Raw genomic sequence first — 23,848 nt, forward strand, 5'->3', positions numbered from 1 at the left:
AGGAGGGGATACGCGCACGAAGTGAACTTATATTTGAAGAACGAATGACAATGAAACTTATTGTAAGCGTTTACTACAACGGGGCCAGATGCGTACTAAGTTCTTTCAATCATAAGAAAGCGGGTGAAGCACGGAAGATGAAGAGAAATAAAATGGGGAATAAAATACTTATTGTGTTATTGTCGTGGGTCTTCATTTGTTCATCTCTATTTCCCTCTACAACATTTGGAGTGCAACCAGCCAGTGCGGATTCAGGTCCAATAACTTTGCGATATGATTTTGGAACGGCAACAAGTCCTGTAATGAGTGGTTATACAGCTGTGCATGAATCAAAGTTGTATACGAAGGAGCTAGGATATGGTTTAGATCAGGCGGTTGCTTCGAGAAATCGCTCGGGCGGAGATGAACTGACTAATGATTTTGTACTGGGATTGTCCTACGCCTTTCTAGTGGATCTTCCTAATGGGGATTACGATGTGACTGTATTCTCAGGAGATTTATTGGCAGGTACAAGTACAACTAAAACTACGATTACCTTGGAAGGAATAACGGCCGGTTCAATAAGCAGCAAGCAGGCTGTAAATCAAGCCACCTACCGCACGACTGTCCAAGACGGTCAACTAACCGTTGGCATCACGGGTACAGGGGTTGGCGGGTATTTAAATGGACTTATGATTCAGCAAATCGTGCCGGGTCCACTGCAGGCTCCTGAGGGCTTAGCGGTTACGAATCTCTCGCCCACTGCGGTCTCTCTCGGGTGGAGCAGCGTGACAGAAGCAGTCTATTACAATATATATCGGACAGAGCTTCCTAGCGGGACTATTCAATCGGTAGCTCAAGTTACTGCTAACAGCTACGTGGATTCAGACGTAAATGAAGGCAGTGGCTACATTTATAATGTGTCTGCTGTTAAAGGCAGCGGTGAGGAGTCTGCTTTGAGTGCACCTGTGACGGTAGATGAAATTCCGGGGGCAGAGGTTCCGGCAGTACCAACGGGCCTTTCGATTGTCAGCGTGGGTGCGAGTTCTGTTCAGCTAAGTTGGAACAACGTGGCGGGAGCTACCCGTTATACAATCTTAAGGTCTGATTCAGCAGATGGAACCTTCCATGAGATTGGGAAGTCGGAGACGGCGACATTTACAGATGTAGCAGTGGATACCTCTAAACGGCAATATTATGGGGTAAAAGCTGCTAATGTCCAAGGAGAATCCCAGTTATCTAATAAAGTGAAAAGTTTGGTATACACGCCACCGGTAACATTGCCAGATGGAAATGTATATTCCTTTGATTTTGGCCCAGGTGCTGCGGCGGAAGGTTATCTTAAGGTAGATGCCGGAGTATCTTATTCTCCTGCCGTCAAATATGGCTTTACGGATATATCAAAGGTAACTGGTGTAGACCGGGGAACCTCTGATCCTTTGCGATCAGACTTTGTAGTACCTAAGGATACTACTTTTAATGTGGATTTACCGAATGGCGATTATACTGTGTCACTTATCGCTGGAGATAGCGCCGGAGACACAGACATTGGCATCAAGGTTGAATCCATTCAAAAGGTTCAGCAGACAAGTAAAACAAATGGTCAGTATTTGGAAATGAACTTTGACATCGCTTTGGTGGATGGACAAATGAACTTGGTATTCTCTGGCACGAAGCCTAATATCAATGCACTGGTGATTACTAAGCAGCCAAATCGTCCTGCTAATGAATTGCCTGCAGTTTATATTGCGGGTGATTCAACTGTGCAGACTTACGATCCTTACTGGATACCACAGGCTGGCTGGGGACAAATGATTCCTGATTTCTTTAGCGAGGAAGTAACGTTTAAGAATCACGCTATCGGAGGCCGCAGCTCTAAGTCATTTATTGTAGAGGGGCGGCTGGATGAAGTACTGCGAAAGATACAGCCAGGTGATTATTTCCTTATCCAATTTGGCCACAATGACGCAACGATCAGTGTTCCTGATCGGTATGCCTCTCCAGCAGATTACAAAAATTATTTAAAAACGTATGTCGAGGGTGCCAGACAAAGAGGAGCGACTCCGATTCTGGTGACCCCGATGGGCCGCAGAGATTATAATGCTGCCACGGAAAAATTTAATGTGAGTTTCCCTGAATATGTGCAGGCGATGAAAGAGGTATCCAATGAGCTGCATGTGGAATTGGTTGATCTTAGCGCGCTAAGTGTCGCTTATTACAATTCGATCGGTTTTGCAGCTACACGCTCTGTATTCCTTCACCTCGATGCAGGGATATATGGTGCTTTTCCGAATGGGTCGGCAGACGATACTCACTTTCAAGAGTACGGAGCGATTCAAATGGCTCGTCTGCTGGCCAAAGGAATAGAGCAATTAAACATTCCGCTCTCCAGCTTTGTACAGGACATTAAGCAGCCAGAAACAGTGCCTGCCAAGCCACAAGGTCTTGTAGCGGGAAGTATCAGTAATGCAGGTGCAGTACTGAAATGGGATAAAGTAGAGGGTGCTGATATTTATAAAATCTATCGTAAGCTAGCGTCAGAAGCTGAAACTGCTTACGCATTGGCAGGAACTGCCACTGTTCCAACTTTAACATTAAGCGGAATGGCGGAAGGTAACAGCTACTCCGTTCGAGTGACTGCAGTAAATGGGTTAGGAGAGTCTGAGCCTTCAGATGAAGTTAAGCTGACTACGAAGTCCGCTCAATATCGTTATGATTTTGGACCTGTTGGCTCACCCCTTGCCGCAGGTTATACGGAAGTGAACCGTAATGTACTTTATACAACAGAACGTGGCTATGGCTTGTCCTCAAGTGAAGATATGAGTGATCGAGATCGCGGTAGTGCGACTGATGCTCTTCGTAGAGATTTCGTGATCTATTTTGGAGGCTCGTATGAATTTAAAGTTGATTTACCGAATGGTTATTATTCCGTTAAGACCTATACCGGAGATTGGATTGGTTCTACCAAGACGAACGTAGCAATTGAAGGCAAAGATTATGGAACAGTCTCTTCAGGTAAGGAAAATATTGCTGAGAAGCTGTATAACCAGATCGCTGTCAAAGACGGTCAGATGAATCTTGTTTTTAGTGGCACAACGGCTCATCTCAATGGACTGGAAATCACACCTCTATTATTAGCCCCAACGAATCTGCAACTGGCTAGTCTGGACTTAAACAATGAGCCTATCACAGCTAATCTATCTTGGGATGGTATGGATGGTGCGTTGAAATACCGAGTGTATCGTCAGGCAACGGTTGCGAATAGTGCAGAGCTGCTGGGCGAGACAACAGAGCCGCTTTACACAGATACCACTGCGGATATCGGTATGGAATACATCTATACGGTAACTTCGGTCGATAGCACAGGACTGGAATCTGTAGGCTCCAATGCCTTAAAGGTGTCTATGATTGATCCATCTGTAGCAAAAGCAGCCGTACCTAGTGGTCTAGCAGTACAATCTACGAACAAAAATGATGTGACCTTTACGTGGAATGAGGTATCGGATGCAAGGATGTTCAACATTTATCGTGCGAAATCCGCGGATGGTGAGTTCATTCTGATCGGCAAATCATTCGAAGCTTCATACACAGACACGACCATTTTAAGTACAATTCCTTACTATTACAAAGTTGCCTCGGTAAATGCAGGCGGTATCTCTGATCTTTCCGCTTCGCTGGAAACCTCAGCGGTGACAACGCTATACCGGAAGATGGAGGCGCTGGATCGTGCGCCTGTAGCGGTTAAGACAGATGCGGGTGTTTATATCAGCTGGAGGATGTTAGGTCTGGACCCGGAATCGATCGGTTTCAATCTGTATCGTGGGGAAGAGAAGCTAAATGAGTCGTTGATTACGCAAAGCACGAACTATCTCGATCCTTCCGGTACAGCTGACGCCAAATATAGAATTACATCAGTAATCAATGGAGTCGAAAAAGCGGCTTCGGAAGAATTCAGCGTATGGCAGAAGCAGTACCTATCTATCCCTTTGCAAAAACCAGCAGATGATTACACCAAAGACGGTCAGCCATATACGTATAGTGCAGGGGATGCAAGTGTAGGGGATGTGGATGGTGATGGGGTCTACGAAATCATCATGTTATGGTCGCCTTCGAACAGCAAAGATAACTCCCAGGCAGGTTACACAGGACTAGTCTATATGGATGCTTATAAGCTAGATGGCACACGTTTATGGCGGATTAATTTAGGGCCTAATATCCGTGCTGGCGCGCATTATTCACCATTCATGGTTTACGATTTGGACAGTGATGGTCGTGCTGAGATTATGCTGAAGACAGCAGATGGTACTGTTGATGGTCAAGGTACCGTGATCGGTGATGCAAGTGCAGACTATCGCAATAGCTCGGGTTATGTGCTCCTCGGCAATGAGTATTTAACAGTGTTCGAAGGGGCAACAGGCCGGGCAGTGGATACGGTTAGTTATGATCCGCCGCGTGGTGATGTGGGCGCTTGGGGCGATGCCTATGGTAATCGGGTGGACCGCTTTTTAGCCGCCGTAGCTTACTTAGATGGTGAACAGCCAAGCGTGATTTTTAGCCGTGGTTATTACACTAGAACCGTGCTTGCAGCTTACAATTATCGTGGTGGCAAGCTCGAAAAAGTATGGCGTTTCGATTCCAACGATGAAGGATATGGAGAGTATGCCGGTCAAGGCAACCATAACCTTTCTGTTGGAGATGTAGACGGTGATGGCAAGGACGAAATAACCTTCGGCGCGATGGCGATCGATGATGATGGATTGCCACTGTATAATACAAAGCTTGGTCATGGAGATGCGATCCATTTCGGAGATCTTGATCCTACCAGACCGGGGTTGGAGGTCTTTGATGTACATGAGCATACCGATTCCAAGTATGGTATTGAAATGCGTGATGCAGCTACAGGGGAAACCATATGGGGTGTGTTCACAGGAATTGATACTGGACGCGGAATGTCAGCAGATATTGACCCGCGTTATGCTGGGGAAGAGGTATGGGCTGCAACGATCACCAATGAAGTGCAGATCCCTGTTACAGGCGTATACAGTGCACAGGGAGAGCTAATCACGAATAAGCTGCCTTCCTCAACGAATTTCGGCATTTGGTGGGATGGCGATCTTTTGCGGGAATTGCTGGATTCTAATCGAGTGGATAAGTGGGATTACACCAACCAGACAACAGCTAATTTGTTGACGGCAACTGGGGCCTCTTCTAATAATGGCACCAAGGCGAATCCAAGCTTGCAGGCGGATCTGTTCGGGGATTGGCGTGAAGAAGTGATCTGGCGAGCAACGGACAGTTCTGAATTACGAATCTATACAACAACGGATATGACAGATTATCGTATCCGCACATTGATGCATGATCCGATCTACCGACTGGGAGTATCTTGGCAGAACGTGGGTTATAATCAACCTCCGCATCCTGGATTTTTTCTTGGCGAAGGCATGGAACAACCAGCGGCGCCAAAAATTCAATATGTAGGCTCGCCTGTGGAAACAGAGGACACTACACCACCTGCAATAACGGGTTTACCTTCTACTCAAATGAGTGAATCGGATATCTTGAAGGTACAGGTCGTAGCAGAAGATCCTGAGTCTGGTATTCGTAGTCTGGATATCACCTTTGATGGAAAAGAAGTTGTCTATGGAGATGAGATTCCACTCAAAGGACTTACGGGATCACATACGTTCATCGCAACAGCTGTGAATAACGCTGGACTCTCGACGACAGAACAAGTAATTATAGTCGTAAACGGACCTCAGAAGGCTACAGGAATTCCGGGGCAACCGGTTCTATCCAATAACAATGGGCAGGATACAGGACTCTTGGATGGTGATTACCAAATCACAATGAACGTGTGGTGGGGCAACAATGGTACGATCTACAAGCTATATGAGAACGGTACCTTAATAGACACTCAAACCTTACGTGACGACTCCCCAACCACACAGACCGCAGTGACTAGTATTACTGGAAAAGAAAACGGTACCTACACCTACACGGCTGAGCTAACCAATTCTTTTGGAACAACGGTATCTACTTCTCATGTGGTTAAAGTGAAGGATGCTGCGCCAGGTAAGCCAGTGTTATCTAATGACAACTGGGATGGTGATGGCGAGTATAAAGTGACCATGAATCTATGGTGGGGGATGAACGGCAAAGTGTATCGCTTGTATGAGAATGGAGTGCTGATCGATACACAGACTTTAACAGCAAATACTCCGAATGCCCAAACGGCTTCTACTTCTATCACGAATCGATCTCCGGGTGTTTATGAATACCGGGTAGAACTGATGAATGATCAAGGCGTTAGTGAAAGTACAGTTATGAAAGTCTCGGTAAAATAATTAAGCAATAGTTAAAAAAGCGCCTACGTCGGTAATATCCGGCTAGGCGCTTTTTGAGATTATCTAAGATTTAAAGGATTCTGCAAGACTATTTCCACTATCATCGTCATATGAATCTAAACAACGAATGATAGGGAGGATTGTAATCATGGAATTGACGGATATTATCTCTAAGATTGTGGTAGTCATACATGTTATAGCGGCCATAGTGGGAATTGGACCAGCTTTTGTGCTGCCAATACTGACAAGCTCTGCCAAGACAGGCAGCCAGCTTCGTTTTGTATTTGGCATGATGAAGACAATCAACAGATTCCCTAAAACGGGTGGGATTACCCTGATCGTTACAGGCATTTTGTTAATGATCATTGATAAAATGGGCTTGTCGGTGTTGTGGATCAATCTTTCGTTATTATTTTTTATCGTGATAGAAGTCATTATTATTGGATTTGTTGAGCCTCGATTGAAAAAGCTGACCCAGCTCGTGATGGCGAGTGAAGGCGACGAAATCCCTGTAGGCTACAACGCCGCGATGAACAAGATCGCTCCGTTAGAAGCAGCTGTACATGTGCTCACTATCGTCATTATTATATTAATGGTAGTAAAGCCGGTATAAGATCGAAGCGTCTATTCTCAATGATCTCTTCATAATCGCGAATGAGTCCATCAAAAATGCTCTCCCACGAGCGGCCGAGCGCCAGCTGTCGCCCCTCATAACCCATAGCAGCCAGCTTTTGGGGTTGCTCTATACATGCACAAATCTCACGAATAAAAGCATCCGGGGAACGAGGTGGGGCGATTATTCCGGTGCGACCGGGTGTAACCAGATCCTTCACCCCGCCTTCATTTACGGCGAGGACAGGCAGTCCAGAGGCCATGGCTTCAAGGACAACATTACCGAAGGTTTCCGTACTGGAAGGGAAGACGAATAGATCAGCTGAGGCATACAATTGGGCAAGCTCTTCATCGTGTTTGTAGCCCGTAAACGTGACATTTTGCGGCGCCTGCGCCCGCATCTCTGATAATAAGGGACCGTCTCCAACAACTAACCAATGTACCTGAGCTTGCATAGACTCGGGCAATTGCTGCATGGCGAGAGCAAGGGTGTTGATATCTTTTTCAGGAGCAATCCTTCCCACGTACAGAAGTAATATCGGTGCGGTAATTCCGTAACGATCACGGACCTGATGGCTGCGTTTTTTGGGAGTGTAGAGATTGCAGTCGATGCCTCTAGACCAAAGCTTCAAACGTTGAAAACCTTGAGCTTGGAGGGAATCGAGTGTTTCATTGGAGGGAGCGAAGGTAGCATCGCAGGACCGATGAAACCACTTCATGTACTTCCAATAAAGAGGAACAATTTTTTTCATCCGATAATATTCAAGATAGCGATCAAAATGGGTATGATAGGAGGCGACATGAGGTAGGCCAAGCTTTCGCGCATAGCGAAGGCCGCATAGACCAATATTGAATGGAGTAGCCAAATGAAGCAGATCGGGTCGAAAAGCTTTTAGCTCTGACTGGATGGAGGACATATTCGGCAGCGCGAGTCTACATTCCGGGTATAAGAAAAAGGGGATACTGGTAATGGGACGTATGGGATCGGCATAACTGTCTTCAGGAGCAGATTTCGGCGAAAATAGCAGATGCTCGATACCTCGCCGGTTCAAATGAGTGGTTAAGCGCTGAAGCGTAAGTGAGACACCATTCGTTTGCGGAAGAAATGTGTCTGTAAATAAAGCAAGACGCATAGAACCCCTCCCAGGTACACTTGATGTCTTGATCATAACAGCCCATTATTTCATGGAGGTCAAACGGATGTTAAACAGAATATAAAAATCCACTGCACAAGGTAGTGAGGTGTACAGTGGATTTTTTTGTATGTGATCTTATATTTACACTTCTTCATATATCTGCTGTAAAAAAGAGATGCTTTCTCTTAGATGCGATTCAGGAGTACTCTCTAAAATGCCCTGAATATGCGGACGCTCGTATTTCATATAACGGAGAATCGGCTCAAACTCAAGCCAGCCCTGACCTACAGGAACAATTTTGATCGCTCCATCTTGCACGATAAAATCTTTTAAATGAATGATGGCAATTCGATTTCCTAAGAGCTTCAAAGCTTCCATAATAATAGCTTCCTGATGCAAGTAATTTGTAGGTGACATTAGATTTGCGCAATCCAATATGATCTGAAGATTATTAGAAGGAATCTCATCCAGCAGTCGGCGAGTTAAGGAAGCGGAATACAGCGGATGATGAAGTCCTGCTTCAATACCTACCGTCACACCAAAACGTTCGGCCTCTGCGACCATTAGCTTTACCGAAGTAACGACCTGTTGAAAAGCTTCTTCTGTAAAATTATCTGTGGTATACCCAAGTGCCACACTTCCGGTTTCCGTACCTACTAGACTGGCGCCGAAATCTCTGGCCAAGCGAAGATGCGTATTGAACTCGGCTAACGCTTGTGCCCGTTTGTATGGATCGGTGTCTACAATATTAACGTAACAGCCAAGCACCGCAATCTGAATACCAGCCTGTCTAAAGACATTTCCGTAATAACTAGCTGTTCCAGGGCTTATAGCAGTCAGACTCGGAGTGCTGTCAGGAAAAGATTTCTTAAGTGCAAACTGAATATGAGCGAAATTATAGAACTGAAGCTTCTCAATTAAATCCTTCAATGGAACTTGTGTGAAATCATGTGCTCGAACACCTAGGTGCAGGGGAATACTCATATGATCGATCGCTCCCATTAGTATTGTTGTTTGTGTGGCGCTAATTTATCCCAGTCAAAGGTAACGCCAGTGCCTATAACATCCGGCGCAATAGCCATTCCATTATCTTTGTTAATCACTAGTGGACGCGTAGTGTATTGATCGATAGGGAAGCTATGCATTTCCAGATAACCTGCGTTTGGCATAGCCGCTAACAAACTAACATGTAATTCCTGCATTCCATGCGTGGAGACGGAAAGGTTATACGCTTGTGTTAAGTGAGCTACCTTTAACCAGCCCGTAATCCCACCTATATTGGAAGCATCGGGTTGTGGGAAATCGACATGACCATATTGCAGCATGTGATGAAATTCAGTTAATGTCCGCAAGTTCTCTCCGCCTGCAACAGCAATGCCTGACTCTTCTGCGATACGTGCATAGCCGGCGTAATCTTCTGGAATCGTTGGTTCTTCTAAGAAAAGAATATCGTATTTCAAAAACTCTCGTGCGGCTTTGATTGCTTTTTCTACACTCCAGCTCATATTCGCATCGACCATAAAGGCTACATCTGGACCGATTAATTGGCGCACCGCTGCCACTCGTTCCACATCTTCAGCTAATGTTTTTTGTCCTAGTTTAATTTTGACAGCCTGAAGGCCCATGTCTAGGTATTTTTGATTGTTGCGCAGGAGCTTATCTAATGGGAAATTTAAATCAATCGCTCCACCATAACATTTGACCTCATTGCTTGCGCCACCCAGAAGTTTGTAGAGGGGTTCATCTGCTTTCTTCGCACGTAAATCCCATAAAGCGATGTCACATGCTGCAATGGCGAAGCTAGCCAGACCCCCGCGAGCAACATAATGTATTCCCCAGTTCATCTGCTCCCAGATACTTTCCACACAGCTAGCATCCTTACCGATTAAAATCTGAGTTAATTCATTCGCAATTAGTGAGCAGATTGCTTTGCCGCCAAATCCGCCAGTATAGGTATAACCTACCCCTTCACGACCGTCATCGGTTCTAATTTTGACAATGGGAACTTCAAAGTGAGTGTGCAGTCCGTGTTTAGCGTCCTCCATGATTTCCGGCAAAGGGATACGATAGTACTCTGTAATAACTTCTTTAATTAGAGACATCTGTGATCACTCCTTGTAGTAGTTGTTGTAAGTCTGTTAATGGTAAGGCAGTAGATTGTTCAATAGCCTGAACCACAAGTCTGGCGATGTGCTGAGCACCTTGTTCAGAGAAATGAGTATCATCCATAACTCCGTTTGGGTAATTCGGATGTGCTTTTTCAGGCAAATGCATGAATAAATTTTTGGATTCTTCAACACCTAACGAACGATAGAGCACTTGCGAAGCTGCGAAAATATCAAGCAGTGGTGTTTGCGTTTCTTCAGCTACCTGCTTCATAGCCTCGGGATAAGCGCCTACAGCAAGCGGGTCAAGCTCTCCATCGGAGTTGAAGCGGCGGCGACTTACAGAGGTTAGTAGAACCGGAGTCCCGCCTAACTGCCGAGCAGCTTCAATATATTGAATTAGGTTGCGGCGATATTCAGTGTCGGGATCAGTGTAACGCAAAGGATCTTCTTTTTTCTCATCGTTATGTCCAAATTGAATGAAGAGGTAGTCACCGGCCTTGAAGTCTTTAAGGATGTCCTCCAAACGGCCGTCAGTTATAAAGGATTTGGTACTGCGACCATTAATGGCGCGATTCTCGATTCGAACAGAAATCCCAAAATAACCTTGCAGGTATTCTCCCCAGCCAGTCATAGGTTTTTCTCCAGCGCCTTTGATAGCCGCAGTGGAATCCCCCGCAATAAATAATGTGGGTGTCATATGATCTTCTCCTTGAATGTAGTGGTGTTTACTTAGCCATTTCTCAGAAAGGGAAAGCCATTGCTGCCAATGAGGATGTTCTTTAGCAAGCCCTAAACCATGCCGTCCTTATTCTCCACAGGAACGCTGGCATCATTTACAGTAGTCCATATAAAAGTTGGAGGTGTTAGAGAAGTCATCTGTGATTCTGAGGAGTAGGCGTGAAGCTCAGCTTGTGTTGGGCGGTCTCCCAGGCGTTGCAAGGGGATAAAGGGTGAGTAGTGAGGTTTCCAGAGAGAGCTCGGTTTGTTCTGCATGGTTGGAATGTACACGGAAGCTCAACATTATGTTCCAATTCCTCCTTAAAAGGTTATATGCACACGTTAACATATTTCAGAAAAAAAGAGAGACTCTTTTTTTGAAAATATAAGAAAGTATAAGTTTCACACGATACTTTATGTCTTATATTTCTCGCTTAAACGCTTGCCGTCCATATTAGGACGCCGAAGGCGTTTATGCTTGTTCCACCTGGACAATAGTTCTCTCTTTTTACATTGATTCGTCAAAGGTGGATTTAAGTTTTGTGCCAGCGTTGTGATCCCGGTATTGTCCGGGTGTCATGCCCTCCTGCTTACGGAAAGAGCGAATGAAGTTCTGAGAGTTGTTATATCTTAATTTGGCTGCAATATCTTTAATGGGCATATCAGTTTCCTTCAGCCATTTTTTCGCCATTTTAAATCGGTACATCGTTAAATATTCGCTGAAATAGTACTGGGTCTCCTTACGGAAGACGCTGCTGATATAGTTGGCATTATAATGCAGACGTGAAGCACATTCTTCTAAAGTAAGATCTGTATCGTAATCATGTTGTATTAAATCGATGATCTTCTCTGAGATGTTGTGGTATTGAGCATTTTGTCTGCTGTTAAAAATCTTGATCATCGGATAAATGACCATGCTCCAAAACCAATCTTCAATCTCCGTTACAGTATGGAGGTCATGCAGCTCCTCAAATATGGAACCATTAGCATGATAAATTTGATTTAAGCTAATACCGGATTCCTGCATCATAATGAGTAAATTATTGAGTAAGCGCGTCAACGGGATCTGGTATTCCTGTGGTGAAAGCTCATGAGCAAAGATAGATTTGAAGAGCAAATGAATGAGTTCTTTTGCTTTATCTGTTTCAGCTAATTTGATAGCATCCAGTAAGTCATTTTCTTTATGAGTAGGGTAGTTCAAATTCAGATAGTGCTTGCCAGAGTTAATATTTTCATACTGGATAATGACACCTTTACCAAGTTTGATCCGATGCTTCAATGCTTCGAGTCCCTCTCTGTAAGCAGTGGATAATTTATCGAATGTGTTGAAGGGAAGGCTCAGACCAATGCTCACCTGAAGCTTTAGGTAGTTGTTTATTTCCTGCTGCAGCTTCTCCGTTAATGAATATAATGTCTTGTGAAAAGACTCGGTATCACTGTCGGGACTCCCCAATAAGACGACTACTGCATGATCCATAATTACTGGTGCCAGTCGTTGTTCAGGGCAGACTAACTCTTCGATTATATTGTGGGCAGCGAATAATAAGAGATTAAGATCTTTTTTCTCATAGCTGGAATCATCGGCAAAATCAATCGACAACGTAATCACAGCCATCGTCTTCCATTCTTCGAGCTGCTTATGGTAGCCGAATTGTTCCAGCTCTTCATGCAGATCGCGCTTCTTAACGTTGCCATGGAAAGCATTGATTAGGAAGAAGGTACGCACCTGTTGGATATGCTGACGGACTTCTTTTTCCAGCTGTGATTTGGATTGGAATAAAGAATGAACTTGTTCTCCAATAATCTGAAATTCATTCGTGTGTCTGGATTTAATGTCCGGTTTGCGTTGGCCCATTTGATTGAGTAGTCTTTCAATGGGAGTGTACATCCGTCTTGAACCGATCCATGCCAAGAGAATAGACAATAGAAGCATAAAGCTACACACGAATATCGTAAACAGGCTAATTTTTTTGGATTCTTTCGTTAAACTTTCCATGGATGTAACCGAAAGATAGACCCAGCCATTCATCTGAGAGCGCATGTAAGTGACGGAGTAATCCTTCTTGTGGATCCTGGTCTTAAACTGACCTGAAAGTTTAGATGGATTAGTAATGAAAGAATCTTCTGTAAATCCGCCTTCTTTCATTGGTTTCCCGATCAAGTTGCGGTCCGGATGGAGCAGGAATCGACCTGTCTTATCCAGAACGATAATATCATCGAGTGGCTGTACATCCGAGTTAATGAAATCCTGAAGACTGCAGACAGGAATATTAGCTAAGGCAAGCCCATATTTTTGCAGCTTATTGGTTGGGAGTTTCTTGATAAGACTAATGCTGTAGTTACAGCCTGTGACGTTAATGCTTTCCTCACTGTAAAATATGGAGGACGGGTTCAGGATCCACGAGGTATCTTCGGCAATATTCATCAGGTTGGTGAGCTGCGCATGGTCCTTGTACTCATTTAAGCGATATACACCAGAATTTTTGATCATCCAATTTTGCTGCTGATTTAATAAGATAACATCTTCCAGCTTTGTATCGAAGGACTGCATATTGCGAATTTCGTTTCTTAAATCATTGTATAAAATGAAATCGGTTTCATTTAAAGGGTTGTTTAGTGCTTTTTTTAATACACTAGAATTGATCACTTGGTTTAATGTTTGATTGACAGTTGTTAACTTATGTTCTACATTTGAGGTGATTTGTAAGATTAATTCCATTTTGCTGTTGTTAACGTTTTTTTGAATTTCTTTTGAAGATGTGAAATATGAAAAAGAACCGATGAACAACACAGGCAGCGTGCTAATTACAAAGGCAAACATCGTTAGCTTACTTAGAAAGCTTAATGGTCTCACGGGACTCAGCACCTTTACTTATGTAGAAGTAGACACTTAATCTAAGTGTATGTAACTTGGTATGAAATAACAATAATCATCTCGTTCTGTGATAATCATTAGCTCTAATTATGCTTATAAATTGTAAAATTTTCAAGATATAGAGTGATAATCCTTACAATACCTAGGAGGCCACAGAAATGTCTAAAGTATCTATGGGTAAAAGGGCAACGCAGTATTTCTGCTTATTTACCATGCTCGTTTTCTCTTTTTTAAGCGCTTGCAACGATAAGGAATCTGCCGAAGCCGGCCCAGTAGTATCTTCCCCGAGCATCTCAATTTTGGCACCCCTTCATTTTCCACAACAGCCTTCGAAAGAGATTATGGCAGAGATCGAAAGACTGACAGGTGTGAAGCTCGATATAAGGTGGGTTCCAGAGGGGGTCTACACGGATAAGATGAACACGGCGCTTACGACCAATTCCCTGGGAAAGGTCACATTTGTAAAATTCTCAGACTATAATCTGGTGAAAAATGCTATTCGTTCGGATGCCTTTTGGGAGATCGGCCCCTATCTTCAGGAGTTCTCCAATCTTAAACAACTGAACCCCGCTATTCTTAAGCAGACTTCTGTAGATAGTAAGATCTATGGCCTATATACGGAACGCCCCTCTTCCAGACAGGGGGTCATTATTCGTAAGGATTGGCTCGACAATCTCCATTTAAATAATCCACAGACACTGGATGAACTGTATGAGGTTATGAGGCAATTTACATACAACGATCCTGATCAGAATGGCAAACAGGATACCTTCGGATTAGTCGATCGAAATGATCTTGTGTATGGGGTATTTAAGACATTAAGTTCGTATTTTGGCACCCCGAATAATTGGAAACTAGAGAATCATCAATTCGTTCCTGAATTTGTGACCGCTGAGTATATGAACACCATGAATTTCATGAAGAAATTATATGATGAGAAAATTATTAATCAGGATTTCGCCTTAACGAGCAAAGAAGTACAACGTGATAAGTTCATTAATGGTATTGCTGGTGTATTTATTGGCAGTATGACAGATGTAAAGCGGCTGTCTATTGAAGCTCAGAATTTGAATCCAAAGGCAGAACTTACGTTAATCAATCGGATCGAAGGGCCAGTAGGATATAAGGTGTGGTCGATACCCAATTATAATGGACTCTATCTCTTCTCCAAAAAAGCCATTGCTACGGAGGATGAACTCCGCGAGGTACTCGAATTCTTTGATCGAACCATGGATAAAGATGTAGCGAATATAATGATGTATGGGTTTGAAGGGCGCCATTATAAGCTTGAGGGAGGAAAAATCATTCTTCCCGAGGAAACCTCAGAACTGCGGGTGCAAGAAGTAAATCCGTTATATTCTTTGATGATTGCAGATATTAGTAATAAGAACATTATGGAGGTGGCTCAGAAGGAGCAATTGACCTCACTTGCGGATCAGCTAAGTAAAGATAATGAATCTTTTCTGGTCGACGATCCGACCGTGTCTTTAAGCTCATCCACCTATGATGAGAAAAATGTGGAATTGTCTACAATCATTGTGGATGCTACGTACAATTACATACTAGGCAATATAACCGCTGAGGGATTCCAGAAGGAAGTTGAGAAATGGAGAGCTAGCGGAGGAAATCAGATTATTAAGGAATATGGTGAGGCTGAGCTTGGGATAGAAAAGTAAATAGGTTAGATAATCTTTGATCCACTGCGGATGACGCGGTGGATTTTTTTGTGTTATCACCATAATCATTTGATCAGATCCCTTTAAGAACGGGGCTTTATGGGGAAATGATTGTTTTCGTAACCTTGCCGACGATGTAACGTGGAACTCGTAACCAATACAAATTATGGAGGTCAAAATGGTATGAAGAAGAAATCCTTCACCATGTTGTTGACGGCACTGTTAGCGTTCAGCACATTGTTAGCTGGATGTGGTGGTAACAACAACAACCAAGCAAGTTCTGAAACTGCAAGTGGTGAGAGCACTGCTAAGCCGGTTGAGACAGAAGCACCTAAAGAAGAAGTGAAAGCAGGACCAACAGAAATTAAGATTATGCTTCCATTAAATATTCCAGAGACCCCGCCTGATACGATTAAGCTTGAACTTGAAAAATTGACCAACACGAAGCTGACCTATCAATTTTTCCCGGCTGATACTTATGAAGAAAAACTTAATTCATCCTTTGCAACCGGCTCACTGCCGCAAGTGACGTACTTGAAGAATCAGACAACCTTCATTCAGATGAAAGAAGCGATAAAAGACGGACAATTCTGGGAAATAGGTCCGCTATTAAGCGAGTTTCCTAATTTGAGTAAATTGAAACCAGAAATTCTGAATAACACGAAAGTGGACGGCAAGCTGTACACCTTATATATCGGCCGCCCTCTAGCACGTCAAGGTATCATTTACAGAAAAGACTGGGCTGATAAATTAGGACTTGCTGCACCAGCAAATGTAGATGAATTATTCGAAATGGCTAAGGCCTTCACGGAACAAGATCCAGACGGTAATGGACAGAAAGATACTACAGGTATTATTGACCGTAATGAGTTGACCTATGGAGCTTTCAAAACTGTCTCTTCTTGGTTCGGAACACCGAACACCTGGGGAGAGAAGGATGGAAAATTAGCGCCTGAATTTACATTCGATGAATATTTCGACACGATGGACTTCTTCAAAAAAGCTCGTGATGGCGGATACATTAATCAAGATTTCGCTGCTACCAGTAAAACAGATGCTGTAAATATGTTTAAGGCTGGAAAGGGTGGACTCTATATTGGGGGCTCCATGCAAGATATTGATTCCCTCAATAAAGATACTATTAAGAATAACCCTGATGCTGTTTTGGATGCGCATAGTATGGTTGCAAGTCCAGATGGAAAGTATGCTCAATGGATGATTCCAGGCTATAACAATGTTGTCTTGTTCCCAAAATCTGCTGTAAAAGATGAGGCAGAACTCAAGAAGATTCTTGCTTTCTTTGATCAAATGATGACCCCAGAAGTAGCTAATTTGATGTATTGGGGAATCGAGGGTACTCACTATACCGTTGAAGACGGTAAAGCAAAAGCTACAGATGACAAAGAATTGATTGAACGTGAAGTAAAAGGATATAAGGACAGCGTTATCGGCGAAGCTGAAACCAATGGAATGTACGAGAACTATAACACGCTGCCAGGAAGAATTCATGCGGATCAATTGGTTCTTGAGAATGTCAAGGTGGGTGTACCAGATCCAACAGCTGCGATGGATTCGGCTACGTACACAGAAAAAGGTGTTGAGCTTCAACAGATTATTACCGATGCAACTTATAAATATATCTATGGACAGATCGACAAAGCAGGGTTCGAAAAAGAAGTTGAGAACTGGAAGAACCGTGGCGGAGCTAAGATTATTGATGAGTACAACGCATTGTATAAGAAATAAAACCTAGCTGAAAAGGTTGTTGATTTTGTTTCAACAACCTTTTCTCTTCATAGTCACATGGAGAAATAAAGAGTTTGAATAAAGAAGGAGAAAGGAAGAGAATCATGCAGGAACTCACCGCACAGCCCAGTCCAGCTCCACAAATAAAGCGTGAGACTTACAAGAGCAGCAGTGAACTTAAAAAGCGTCTGTGGAGAAATAAATGGCTCTACGTCATGCTAACACCGGGAGTGCTATATTTTATTATTTTTAAATATTTTCCTATGTACGGACTAATTATCGCCTTTCAAGATTACAAACCTTATCAAGGAATAACAGGCAGTAACTGGGTAGGAATGAAGCATTTCAGCAGGTTGTTCACAGAGCCGGATTTCTTAAATATTTTAGTGAACACACTTGTGCTTTTCGGATTAAACATTCTTATCTATTTTCCAATGCCGATTATTCTTGCCCTGATGTTGAATGAACTTCAAGGCAGCTTTTTCAAAAGAACCTTTCAGACGATCTTCTATTTGCCCCATTTTCTGTCGTTGGTTATCATCGTCTCCATTTCTTTTGTAATGGTTACGATGGATGGAGGAATTATCAACGAGCTACTTTCCTATTTCGGATTTGAAAAAATTAATTTCCTGCTGAATCCTGGATGGTTCAGGCCCATGTATATTATTCAGGTGATTTGGAGAGAAGCAGGCTGGGGAACGATTATTTATTTAGCTTCTATAGCTGCCATTGATCCAGGACTTTACGAAGCATCACGTATGGATGGAGCTGGACGACTCAGACAAGTCTGGCATATTACACTTCCAGCGATTAGAGGCGTAATTATCACATTATTTATTTTGAAAATTGGTTCCGTTCTGGATCTTGGATTTGAACATGTGTTTCTGCTGCTTAACTCCATGAATCGAGAAGTTGCGGAAATTATCGATACGTATGTATATACTGCTGGTCTGAGACAAGGGCAGTTTAGTTACAGTACAGCCATTGGATTCTTCAAATCAATTGTCGGCTTGATCATGGTTATGTTGGTGAATAAAGCATCTAAGAAAATGGGAGAAGAAGGCGTTTATTGATATGTTGTGGGAGGAATAGAAATGGTAGAAGATAAAACAATCAGTGGCAGAATTTTTTCTGCTATAAACTTCACGCTGCTTGCGATCATTGCTTTAATAACTGTGCTCCCCCTTGTTCACGTTGTAGCAGGCTCTTTCACAACGAGTGCAGAACTAGCTTCTAGTAAGTTTGTACTGATCCCAAAGGTATGGAGTCTGGAAGCATACAAGTTCATCTTTTCAACGAATACAATATTTAAAGCCATGGGTGTTTCCATTGGTGTTACGGCAGTAGGTACTTTCCTCAGCTTGTTTATAACTTCTTTGATGGCCTACGCTCTTACCAGAAGAGATCTGGATGGACGTAAAGTGGTTAACTTTATGGTTGTGTTCACGATGCTCTTTCATGGTGGAATGATCCCAACCTTCCTCGTGGTAAAGGAATTGGGACTAATAGACAGTTATGCAGCGCTTATTCTTCCTTCAGCAATTAGTGCGTTTAACATGATCATTTTGAGAAATTTTTTCCAAAATATACCTGAAGGTCTGGAGGAGTCGGCCAAAATTGATGGTTGCAACGACTTCGGAATATTATTTCGAATTGTATTGCCATTATCCTTACCTGCGTTAGCGACTATCGGATTGTTCTATGCGGTTACGTATTGGAATACTTACATGAATGCGATTCTGTATTTGGATGATAGTTCGAAGTGGCCAATACAGGTTCTGCTCAGACAAATTGTTGTCCTTGCCAGCGGTATGGATCACAGCTCTACACTGGATACAACTGTTCCACCGCCAGACCAAACAATTAAAATGGCTGTTATCGTTGTTGCTACTTTACCAATAGTTTGTGTATATCCATTCATACAGAAGCATTTTGCCAAAGGTGCCATGTTAGGTTCTATGAAGGGCTAATAAGAGGAAGAGAGAGATTATTCTTTGGAAGGAGCTTGGAGATGACTGGCAGGATACCAACAACACCAATGGATTGGGCAAAAAAGGCATGCGATTCTTTAATGGATACTTATAGAGCGGGAGAGCTTCCTCCAGCACATCGTTGGCATTACCATCAAGGTGTATTTCTGTGTGGGATGGAGCTTTTGTGGAGTGCTTATCAAGAAGACCGCTATATTAACTATATTCAGGAATACGTGGATGATTTGGTAGATGAATATGGTAACTTTTATTTCGCCCGCGATGAGCTGGATGCTGTTCAAGCTGGACAACTGCTGTTTAATCTTCATAAACGGACAGGTAAACTTAAGTATCGCATTGCTGCGGAGAAGCTGAGGAATTTATTGCTTACGTTAAACAAAACCTCTGAAGGTGGGTATTGGCATAAGGATAAATATGCTAACCAAATGTGGTTAGATGGGCTTTATATGGCAGGCGTATTCTCGTTAAAATATGCTAATGTCTATGGCGATCCTAGCTTGCGTGATACAGTTCTCCATCAAGAGATGTTAATGCGTAAGTACATGAAAGATGAGACAACCGGGTTATTGTATCATGCTTGGGACGAGAGCCGCCGGATGCCATGGTCAAACCCGGAGACAGGGTGCTCACCGGAATTTTGGAGCAGATCGCTGGGCTGGTATGGTCTCGCATTGTCGCAATTTCTTGATCTGTTGGCCGTCCAAGACCCAGCCCGAGCTGAATTATCTTCTACTTTACGTGATTTTGTTGATGCCCTTATTCGTTATCAAGATCCGGTAAGTGGACTTTGGTATCAGGTCGTAGATAAGGGGCATGAGCCGGATAATTGGCTGGAGGCCTCAGGTTCATGTTTATTCGTCTATACAATTGCCAAAGCAGTGAAGCATGGCATTGTAAGTGATGTGGAAGTCGCTACAGCCGCGGCTAAAAAAGGGTATGAAGGGTTAATCCAAATCATTCAGTGGGATGAGCAGGATAGGTTGATTTTGCCGGACATCTGTATCGGTACTTCGGCTGGGGATTACGAGAGTTACGTCACTAGACCTAAAGTTAAAAATGATTTACATGGCGTAGGCGCGTTGGTGATGGCTTGTGTTGAGATGGAGAGCTTAATCCAAGGGTGATTCGATTGAATTCTTACTAGACAATGACTTGATTCTCTGGGACTGAGAATCAAGTCCTATTATTTTGTGGGAGAAGGTAGTTCTTAAATTTAATGATAATCAGGGGGTTGGGATGAAGAGATCACATTGGGCAATCCGCACAGCAGACTCAATCATGGCGAGGACACCAAAGCTCTATGAAGATAAAGGCTACAACGGAAGCTGGACGTATGACTATGGTGTCGTATTGAATGGATTTGAATGGCTTTGGAAGCAAACCGGTGATGCGAAGTATCTGCAATTCATTCAAGATCAGATGGATAACTTTATTCAGGAGGATGGCAGCGTTAAGGGTTATCGACTAGATGAATACAATATCGATCACATTAACAACGGGAAATTATTATTTACGCTATATAAAGAAACCAAGCAGGAAAAATATAAACAAGCGGCTACCTTATTTAGAAAGCAGCTAGAGACACATCCGCGAACCTCGGAAGGTGCTTTTTGGCATAAAAATATTTATCCCTATCAAATCTGGTTAGATGGTCTTTATATGGGCGCGCCTTTCTATTTAGCCTACTTGCTAGCTTTTGAAGAAGGGCAGGGGCTTGAAGATGTTACGAAACAATTTATCTTGTGTGAGAAGCATACGAAGGATTCGGAAACAGGTCTGTTATATCATGCATGGGATGAACAGCGTCTTCAACCTTGGTGTGACCGCGAGACAGGATGCTCTCCAAACTTTTGGGCGCGTTCACTTGGCTGGTATCTTATGGCTTTAGTAGATGTTCTAGAGTTATTGCCGAGTGAGCATTCCGATTATTCAGAGCTGGTGCGTATTCTAAACGATACTTTATCAGCTGTAAAGAAATATCAGGATCCTGAATCTGGCGTCTGGTATCAAGTAGTGAATCTGGGGCAACGCAAAGGGAATTACTTAGAGGCTTCCGCTTCTAGCATGATTGTGTATGCTATGGCAAAAGGTATTCGATTAGGCGTATTAGAGGCTAGTTGGTACGAACCGTTAGATCTCGCCTTCCAAGGACTTATCTCAGAGTTTGTTCTTGAGACCAAAGAAGGATGGGTCAATTTAAATAAGAATTGCCAAGTAGCAGGGTTAGGTGGAGCAGATCAACGCGACGGCACGTTCGCTTATTACATTAGTGAGCCTATTGTTACTAACGACCAAAAGGGTGTCGGTGCTTTCTTGCAAGCCTGTGTGGAGTACGAACAATTAAGAGGCTGGATCTGATATAGAATAGGAGTGCTATAAAATGTCCGTATATAATATTGAGGATTTTGGGGCGCTTAAGAATAGCGGGATGTTAGCGACAGAGGCGATTGCGCATGCGATTGAAGCGGCAAGTGAGGCTGGTGGAGGAACCGTTTATGTGCCAGCAGGTACTTTCTATACGGGTGCGATTGTTATGAAAAGCAATATTGAATTAAATTTAAATCCAGGAGCGATTCTTTCATTCAGTACGAATTCGGTGAATTATCCTGCGGTGGAATGCAGATGGGAAGGGGTGAAGCAGCAGGTTCATACGCCTTGTATTCATGGCAAAGGTTTAGTCAATATATCGATCACCGGAAACGGAACTATTAATGGTAATGGCAAAGCATGGTGGGATGTATTTCGGAACCGCCCTGAAGAGCTCAAGTACCCCCGTCCGACTTTGATTGGATTTGATAGCTGTCAGCGGGTAACGATTAAGGATGTCTCGCTAGTGAATTCTCCAAGCTGGACCGTTAATCCTGTGGGCTGCTACAATGTGACGATTGATAATCTGTCTATTTTGAACCCGGCTGATTCTCCGAATACAGATGGTATTAATCCAGAATCTTGTACGAATGTTCGGATTAGTAACTGTAATATTGATGTAGGTGATGACTGCATTGCTATCAAAGCGGGAACTGAAGATACGAAAGAGCGCATTCCATGCGAGAATATTACGATCACCAATTGTACCATGGTTCATGGACATGGGGGAGTTGTACTCGGAAGTGAAATGAGCGGAGATATTCGTAATGTAACCATTAGTAACTGTGTATTCAAACAAACCGATCGTGGCATACGAATGAAATCAAGACGTGGACGAGGAGGGACGATTGAAGATATTCGGATCAGTAATATTGTAATGGAAGACGTCATTTGTCCGTTCACACTAAATCTATACTATTTCTGTGGACCTCGCGGGAAAGAGAAGTATGTGTGGGATAAAAACCCTTATCCGATTACAGATGAAACGCCATGCTTTAGACGAATTCATTTCGCCAATATTACCGCACGTAATGTACATGCATCTGCGGGATTCTTATATGGACTTGCAGAGCAGTATGTATCGGAGATTACTTTTACGAATATTGATATCTCCATGGCACACAATGCAGTTCCCGGGCATCCGGATATGATGACAGGGATCGAAAACATGAACAATCGCGGATTTTTTCTGGGCAATGCAAGGGATGTGCAATTCCATCAGGTGAGCATCGAGAATCATGAAGGGCCTGCTTTTTATATTGAAAATGGCGAAGCCATAGAGATCATGAATTGTCATTCGAAGAACACGAGCAAGCCAGAAAAACTAGTAGAACAAGTTACAATTTCGCCCACAGAACAGAATGTGTGTCCGTAAGGGAGGAAACCATGGAGCCTGATAAGCTGAAGGAACTGTTAGGCGATCTTCCGACGGATAAACCGATTGCCGTAACTGTGATGAACCAAGAGGAGCGGGACGGATATAGTCTGGAATCCCTTTTACTGGATTTTAATGGGATTGAACAGGTGCCTGCTTACGTAGCAATCCCTTTACATAAAGAAGGGCCGTTTCCGCTGGTTGTCTTTAATCATTCTCATGGAGGGAATTACGCGAATGGACGCAATGAGTTTATTCGGAGTAGTCCCTATTTGCAACAGCCCTCTTTTGCTAAAGCGCTAACGGAGTTGGGGTATGCGGCTTGCTGTATCGACATGTGGGGATTTAATGAGCGGGGTGGCAAAACTGAGAGTGAGTTAGTGAAGGAAATGCTGTGGCAGGGGCAGGTCATGTGGGGCATGATGCTATATGACAATATTCGTATGATAGATTATATGGGCCAACGTGAGGATATTGATACGTCACGAATCGCAACAATCGGCATGTCCATGGGTGGTTTGATGGCCTGGTGGCTGGCTGCATTAGACGAACGAGTCGGGGTGATTGTCGATATTTGTGGTCAAGTAGATGCGCATACCTTAATTGCGGTAAGAGGACTAGATCATCATGGTTACTATTCTTATGTTCCCGGGTTATTGAAGCATTACACAACGCTCGATATTCAAAAGCGGATCGTTCCCCGCCCGCGAATGAGCCTGGTAGGCAGAAATGATCGGCTATGTCCCACTGAAGGAGTAGAACTCTTGGATAGGGGGCTGTCCGAAGCTTATCAAACGGCAGGGAAATCAGAACATTGGCAACCTGTCATTTCAAGTGGTGGGCATATGGAGACCTTAGAAATGCGGACTTTATGGCAGCAATTTTTGGCGAAGCATCTCTAAAATCCATAGAAGGGAAC

At 43.4% G+C, this 23,848-nt stretch carries 15 protein-coding genes; 10 read left to right on the plus strand and 5 right to left on the minus strand.

Annotation, left to right across the window (positions count from 1 at the left end; genetic code table 11):
- The first annotated feature begins 137 nt into the window (after positions 1-137).
- Together H70737_RS31455 and H70737_RS09325 are read left to right on the plus strand one after the other, a co-directional pair.
- The gene (locus H70737_RS31455; RefSeq protein ID WP_269321821.1) at positions 138-6,326 is read left to right on the plus strand and encodes a rhamnogalacturonan lyase family protein; all 6,189 of its coding nucleotides are present in this window, start codon (positions 138-140) and stop codon (positions 6,324-6,326) included.
- A 148-nt stretch (positions 6,327-6,474) separates the two neighbouring features.
- Positions 6,475-6,939 carry a DUF2269 family protein gene (locus tag H70737_RS09325; protein ID WP_042186633.1) on the plus strand — a complete coding sequence of 155 codons (465 nt, stop codon included), beginning with the start codon at positions 6,475-6,477 and terminating at the stop codon, positions 6,937-6,939.
- On the opposite strand, the gene H70737_RS09330 is transcribed toward H70737_RS09325, so the two are convergent.
- The 5 genes from H70737_RS09330 to H70737_RS09350 form a co-directional block, all read right to left on the minus strand.
- Positions 6,911-8,071 carry a glycosyltransferase family 4 protein gene (locus tag H70737_RS09330; RefSeq protein ID WP_042186635.1) on the minus strand — a complete coding sequence of 387 codons (1,161 nt, stop codon included), beginning with the start codon at positions 8,069-8,071 and terminating at the stop codon, positions 6,911-6,913. The genes H70737_RS09325 and H70737_RS09330 overlap by 29 nt on opposite strands.
- A gap of 144 nt (positions 8,072-8,215) precedes the next feature.
- Complete coding sequence (locus H70737_RS09335) at positions 8,216-9,058, minus strand: sugar phosphate isomerase/epimerase family protein (protein WP_052404226.1); 843 nt, start codon at positions 9,056-9,058, stop codon at positions 8,216-8,218.
- Between the two features lie 17 nt (positions 9,059-9,075).
- Positions 9,076-10,176 carry a mandelate racemase/muconate lactonizing enzyme family protein gene (locus H70737_RS09340; protein WP_042186637.1) on the minus strand — a complete coding sequence of 367 codons (1,101 nt, stop codon included), beginning with the start codon at positions 10,174-10,176 and terminating at the stop codon, positions 9,076-9,078.
- Positions 10,163-10,879: a rhamnogalacturonan acetylesterase gene (locus H70737_RS09345; RefSeq protein ID WP_042186639.1), complete on the minus strand. Its 717-nt coding sequence runs from the start codon at positions 10,877-10,879 to the stop codon at positions 10,163-10,165. The genes H70737_RS09340 and H70737_RS09345 overlap by 14 nt, the downstream gene beginning before the upstream one ends.
- A gap of 528 nt (positions 10,880-11,407) precedes the next feature.
- Complete coding sequence (locus tag H70737_RS09350) at positions 11,408-13,753, minus strand: helix-turn-helix domain-containing protein (protein ID WP_042186641.1); 2,346 nt, start codon at positions 13,751-13,753, stop codon at positions 11,408-11,410.
- A 179-nt stretch (positions 13,754-13,932) separates the two neighbouring features.
- Here H70737_RS09350 and H70737_RS09355 point away from each other — a divergent pair, with 179 nt between their 5' ends.
- From H70737_RS09355 to H70737_RS09390, 8 genes are all read left to right on the plus strand, one after another.
- Positions 13,933-15,450 carry an extracellular solute-binding protein gene (locus tag H70737_RS09355; RefSeq protein WP_042186643.1) on the plus strand — a complete coding sequence of 506 codons (1,518 nt, stop codon included), beginning with the start codon at positions 13,933-13,935 and terminating at the stop codon, positions 15,448-15,450.
- A gap of 183 nt (positions 15,451-15,633) precedes the next feature.
- On the plus strand, positions 15,634-17,196 hold the full coding sequence (locus H70737_RS09360; protein ID WP_042186645.1) for an extracellular solute-binding protein: 1,563 nt from the start codon (positions 15,634-15,636) through the stop codon (positions 17,194-17,196).
- Positions 17,197-17,300: 104 nt separating this feature from the next.
- Positions 17,301-18,269, plus strand: a complete 969-nt coding sequence (locus H70737_RS09365) for an ABC transporter permease (protein ID WP_042186647.1) — start codon at positions 17,301-17,303, stop codon at positions 18,267-18,269.
- A 21-nt stretch (positions 18,270-18,290) separates the two neighbouring features.
- Complete coding sequence (locus tag H70737_RS09370) at positions 18,291-19,166, plus strand: carbohydrate ABC transporter permease (protein ID WP_042186649.1); 876 nt, start codon at positions 18,291-18,293, stop codon at positions 19,164-19,166.
- A 41-nt stretch (positions 19,167-19,207) separates the two neighbouring features.
- Positions 19,208-20,311 carry a glycoside hydrolase family 88/105 protein gene (locus H70737_RS09375; RefSeq protein WP_042186651.1) on the plus strand — a complete coding sequence of 368 codons (1,104 nt, stop codon included), beginning with the start codon at positions 19,208-19,210 and terminating at the stop codon, positions 20,309-20,311.
- Between the two features lie 112 nt (positions 20,312-20,423).
- A complete protein-coding gene (locus H70737_RS09380; RefSeq protein WP_042186653.1) occupies positions 20,424-21,545 on the plus strand; it encodes a glycoside hydrolase family 88/105 protein in 1,122 nt (373 codons plus the stop codon).
- Between the two features lie 22 nt (positions 21,546-21,567).
- Positions 21,568-22,929 carry a glycoside hydrolase family 28 protein gene (locus tag H70737_RS09385; RefSeq protein WP_042186655.1) on the plus strand — a complete coding sequence of 454 codons (1,362 nt, stop codon included), beginning with the start codon at positions 21,568-21,570 and terminating at the stop codon, positions 22,927-22,929.
- A gap of 11 nt (positions 22,930-22,940) precedes the next feature.
- On the plus strand, positions 22,941-23,831 hold the full coding sequence (locus tag H70737_RS09390; protein WP_042186657.1) for a dienelactone hydrolase family protein: 891 nt from the start codon (positions 22,941-22,943) through the stop codon (positions 23,829-23,831).
- Positions 23,832-23,848: the final 17 nt, after the last annotated feature.

The sequence above is a fragment of the Paenibacillus sp. FSL H7-0737 genome (assembly GCF_000758545.1).
Lineage (GTDB): Bacteria > Bacillota > Bacilli > Paenibacillales > Paenibacillaceae > Paenibacillus_AQ.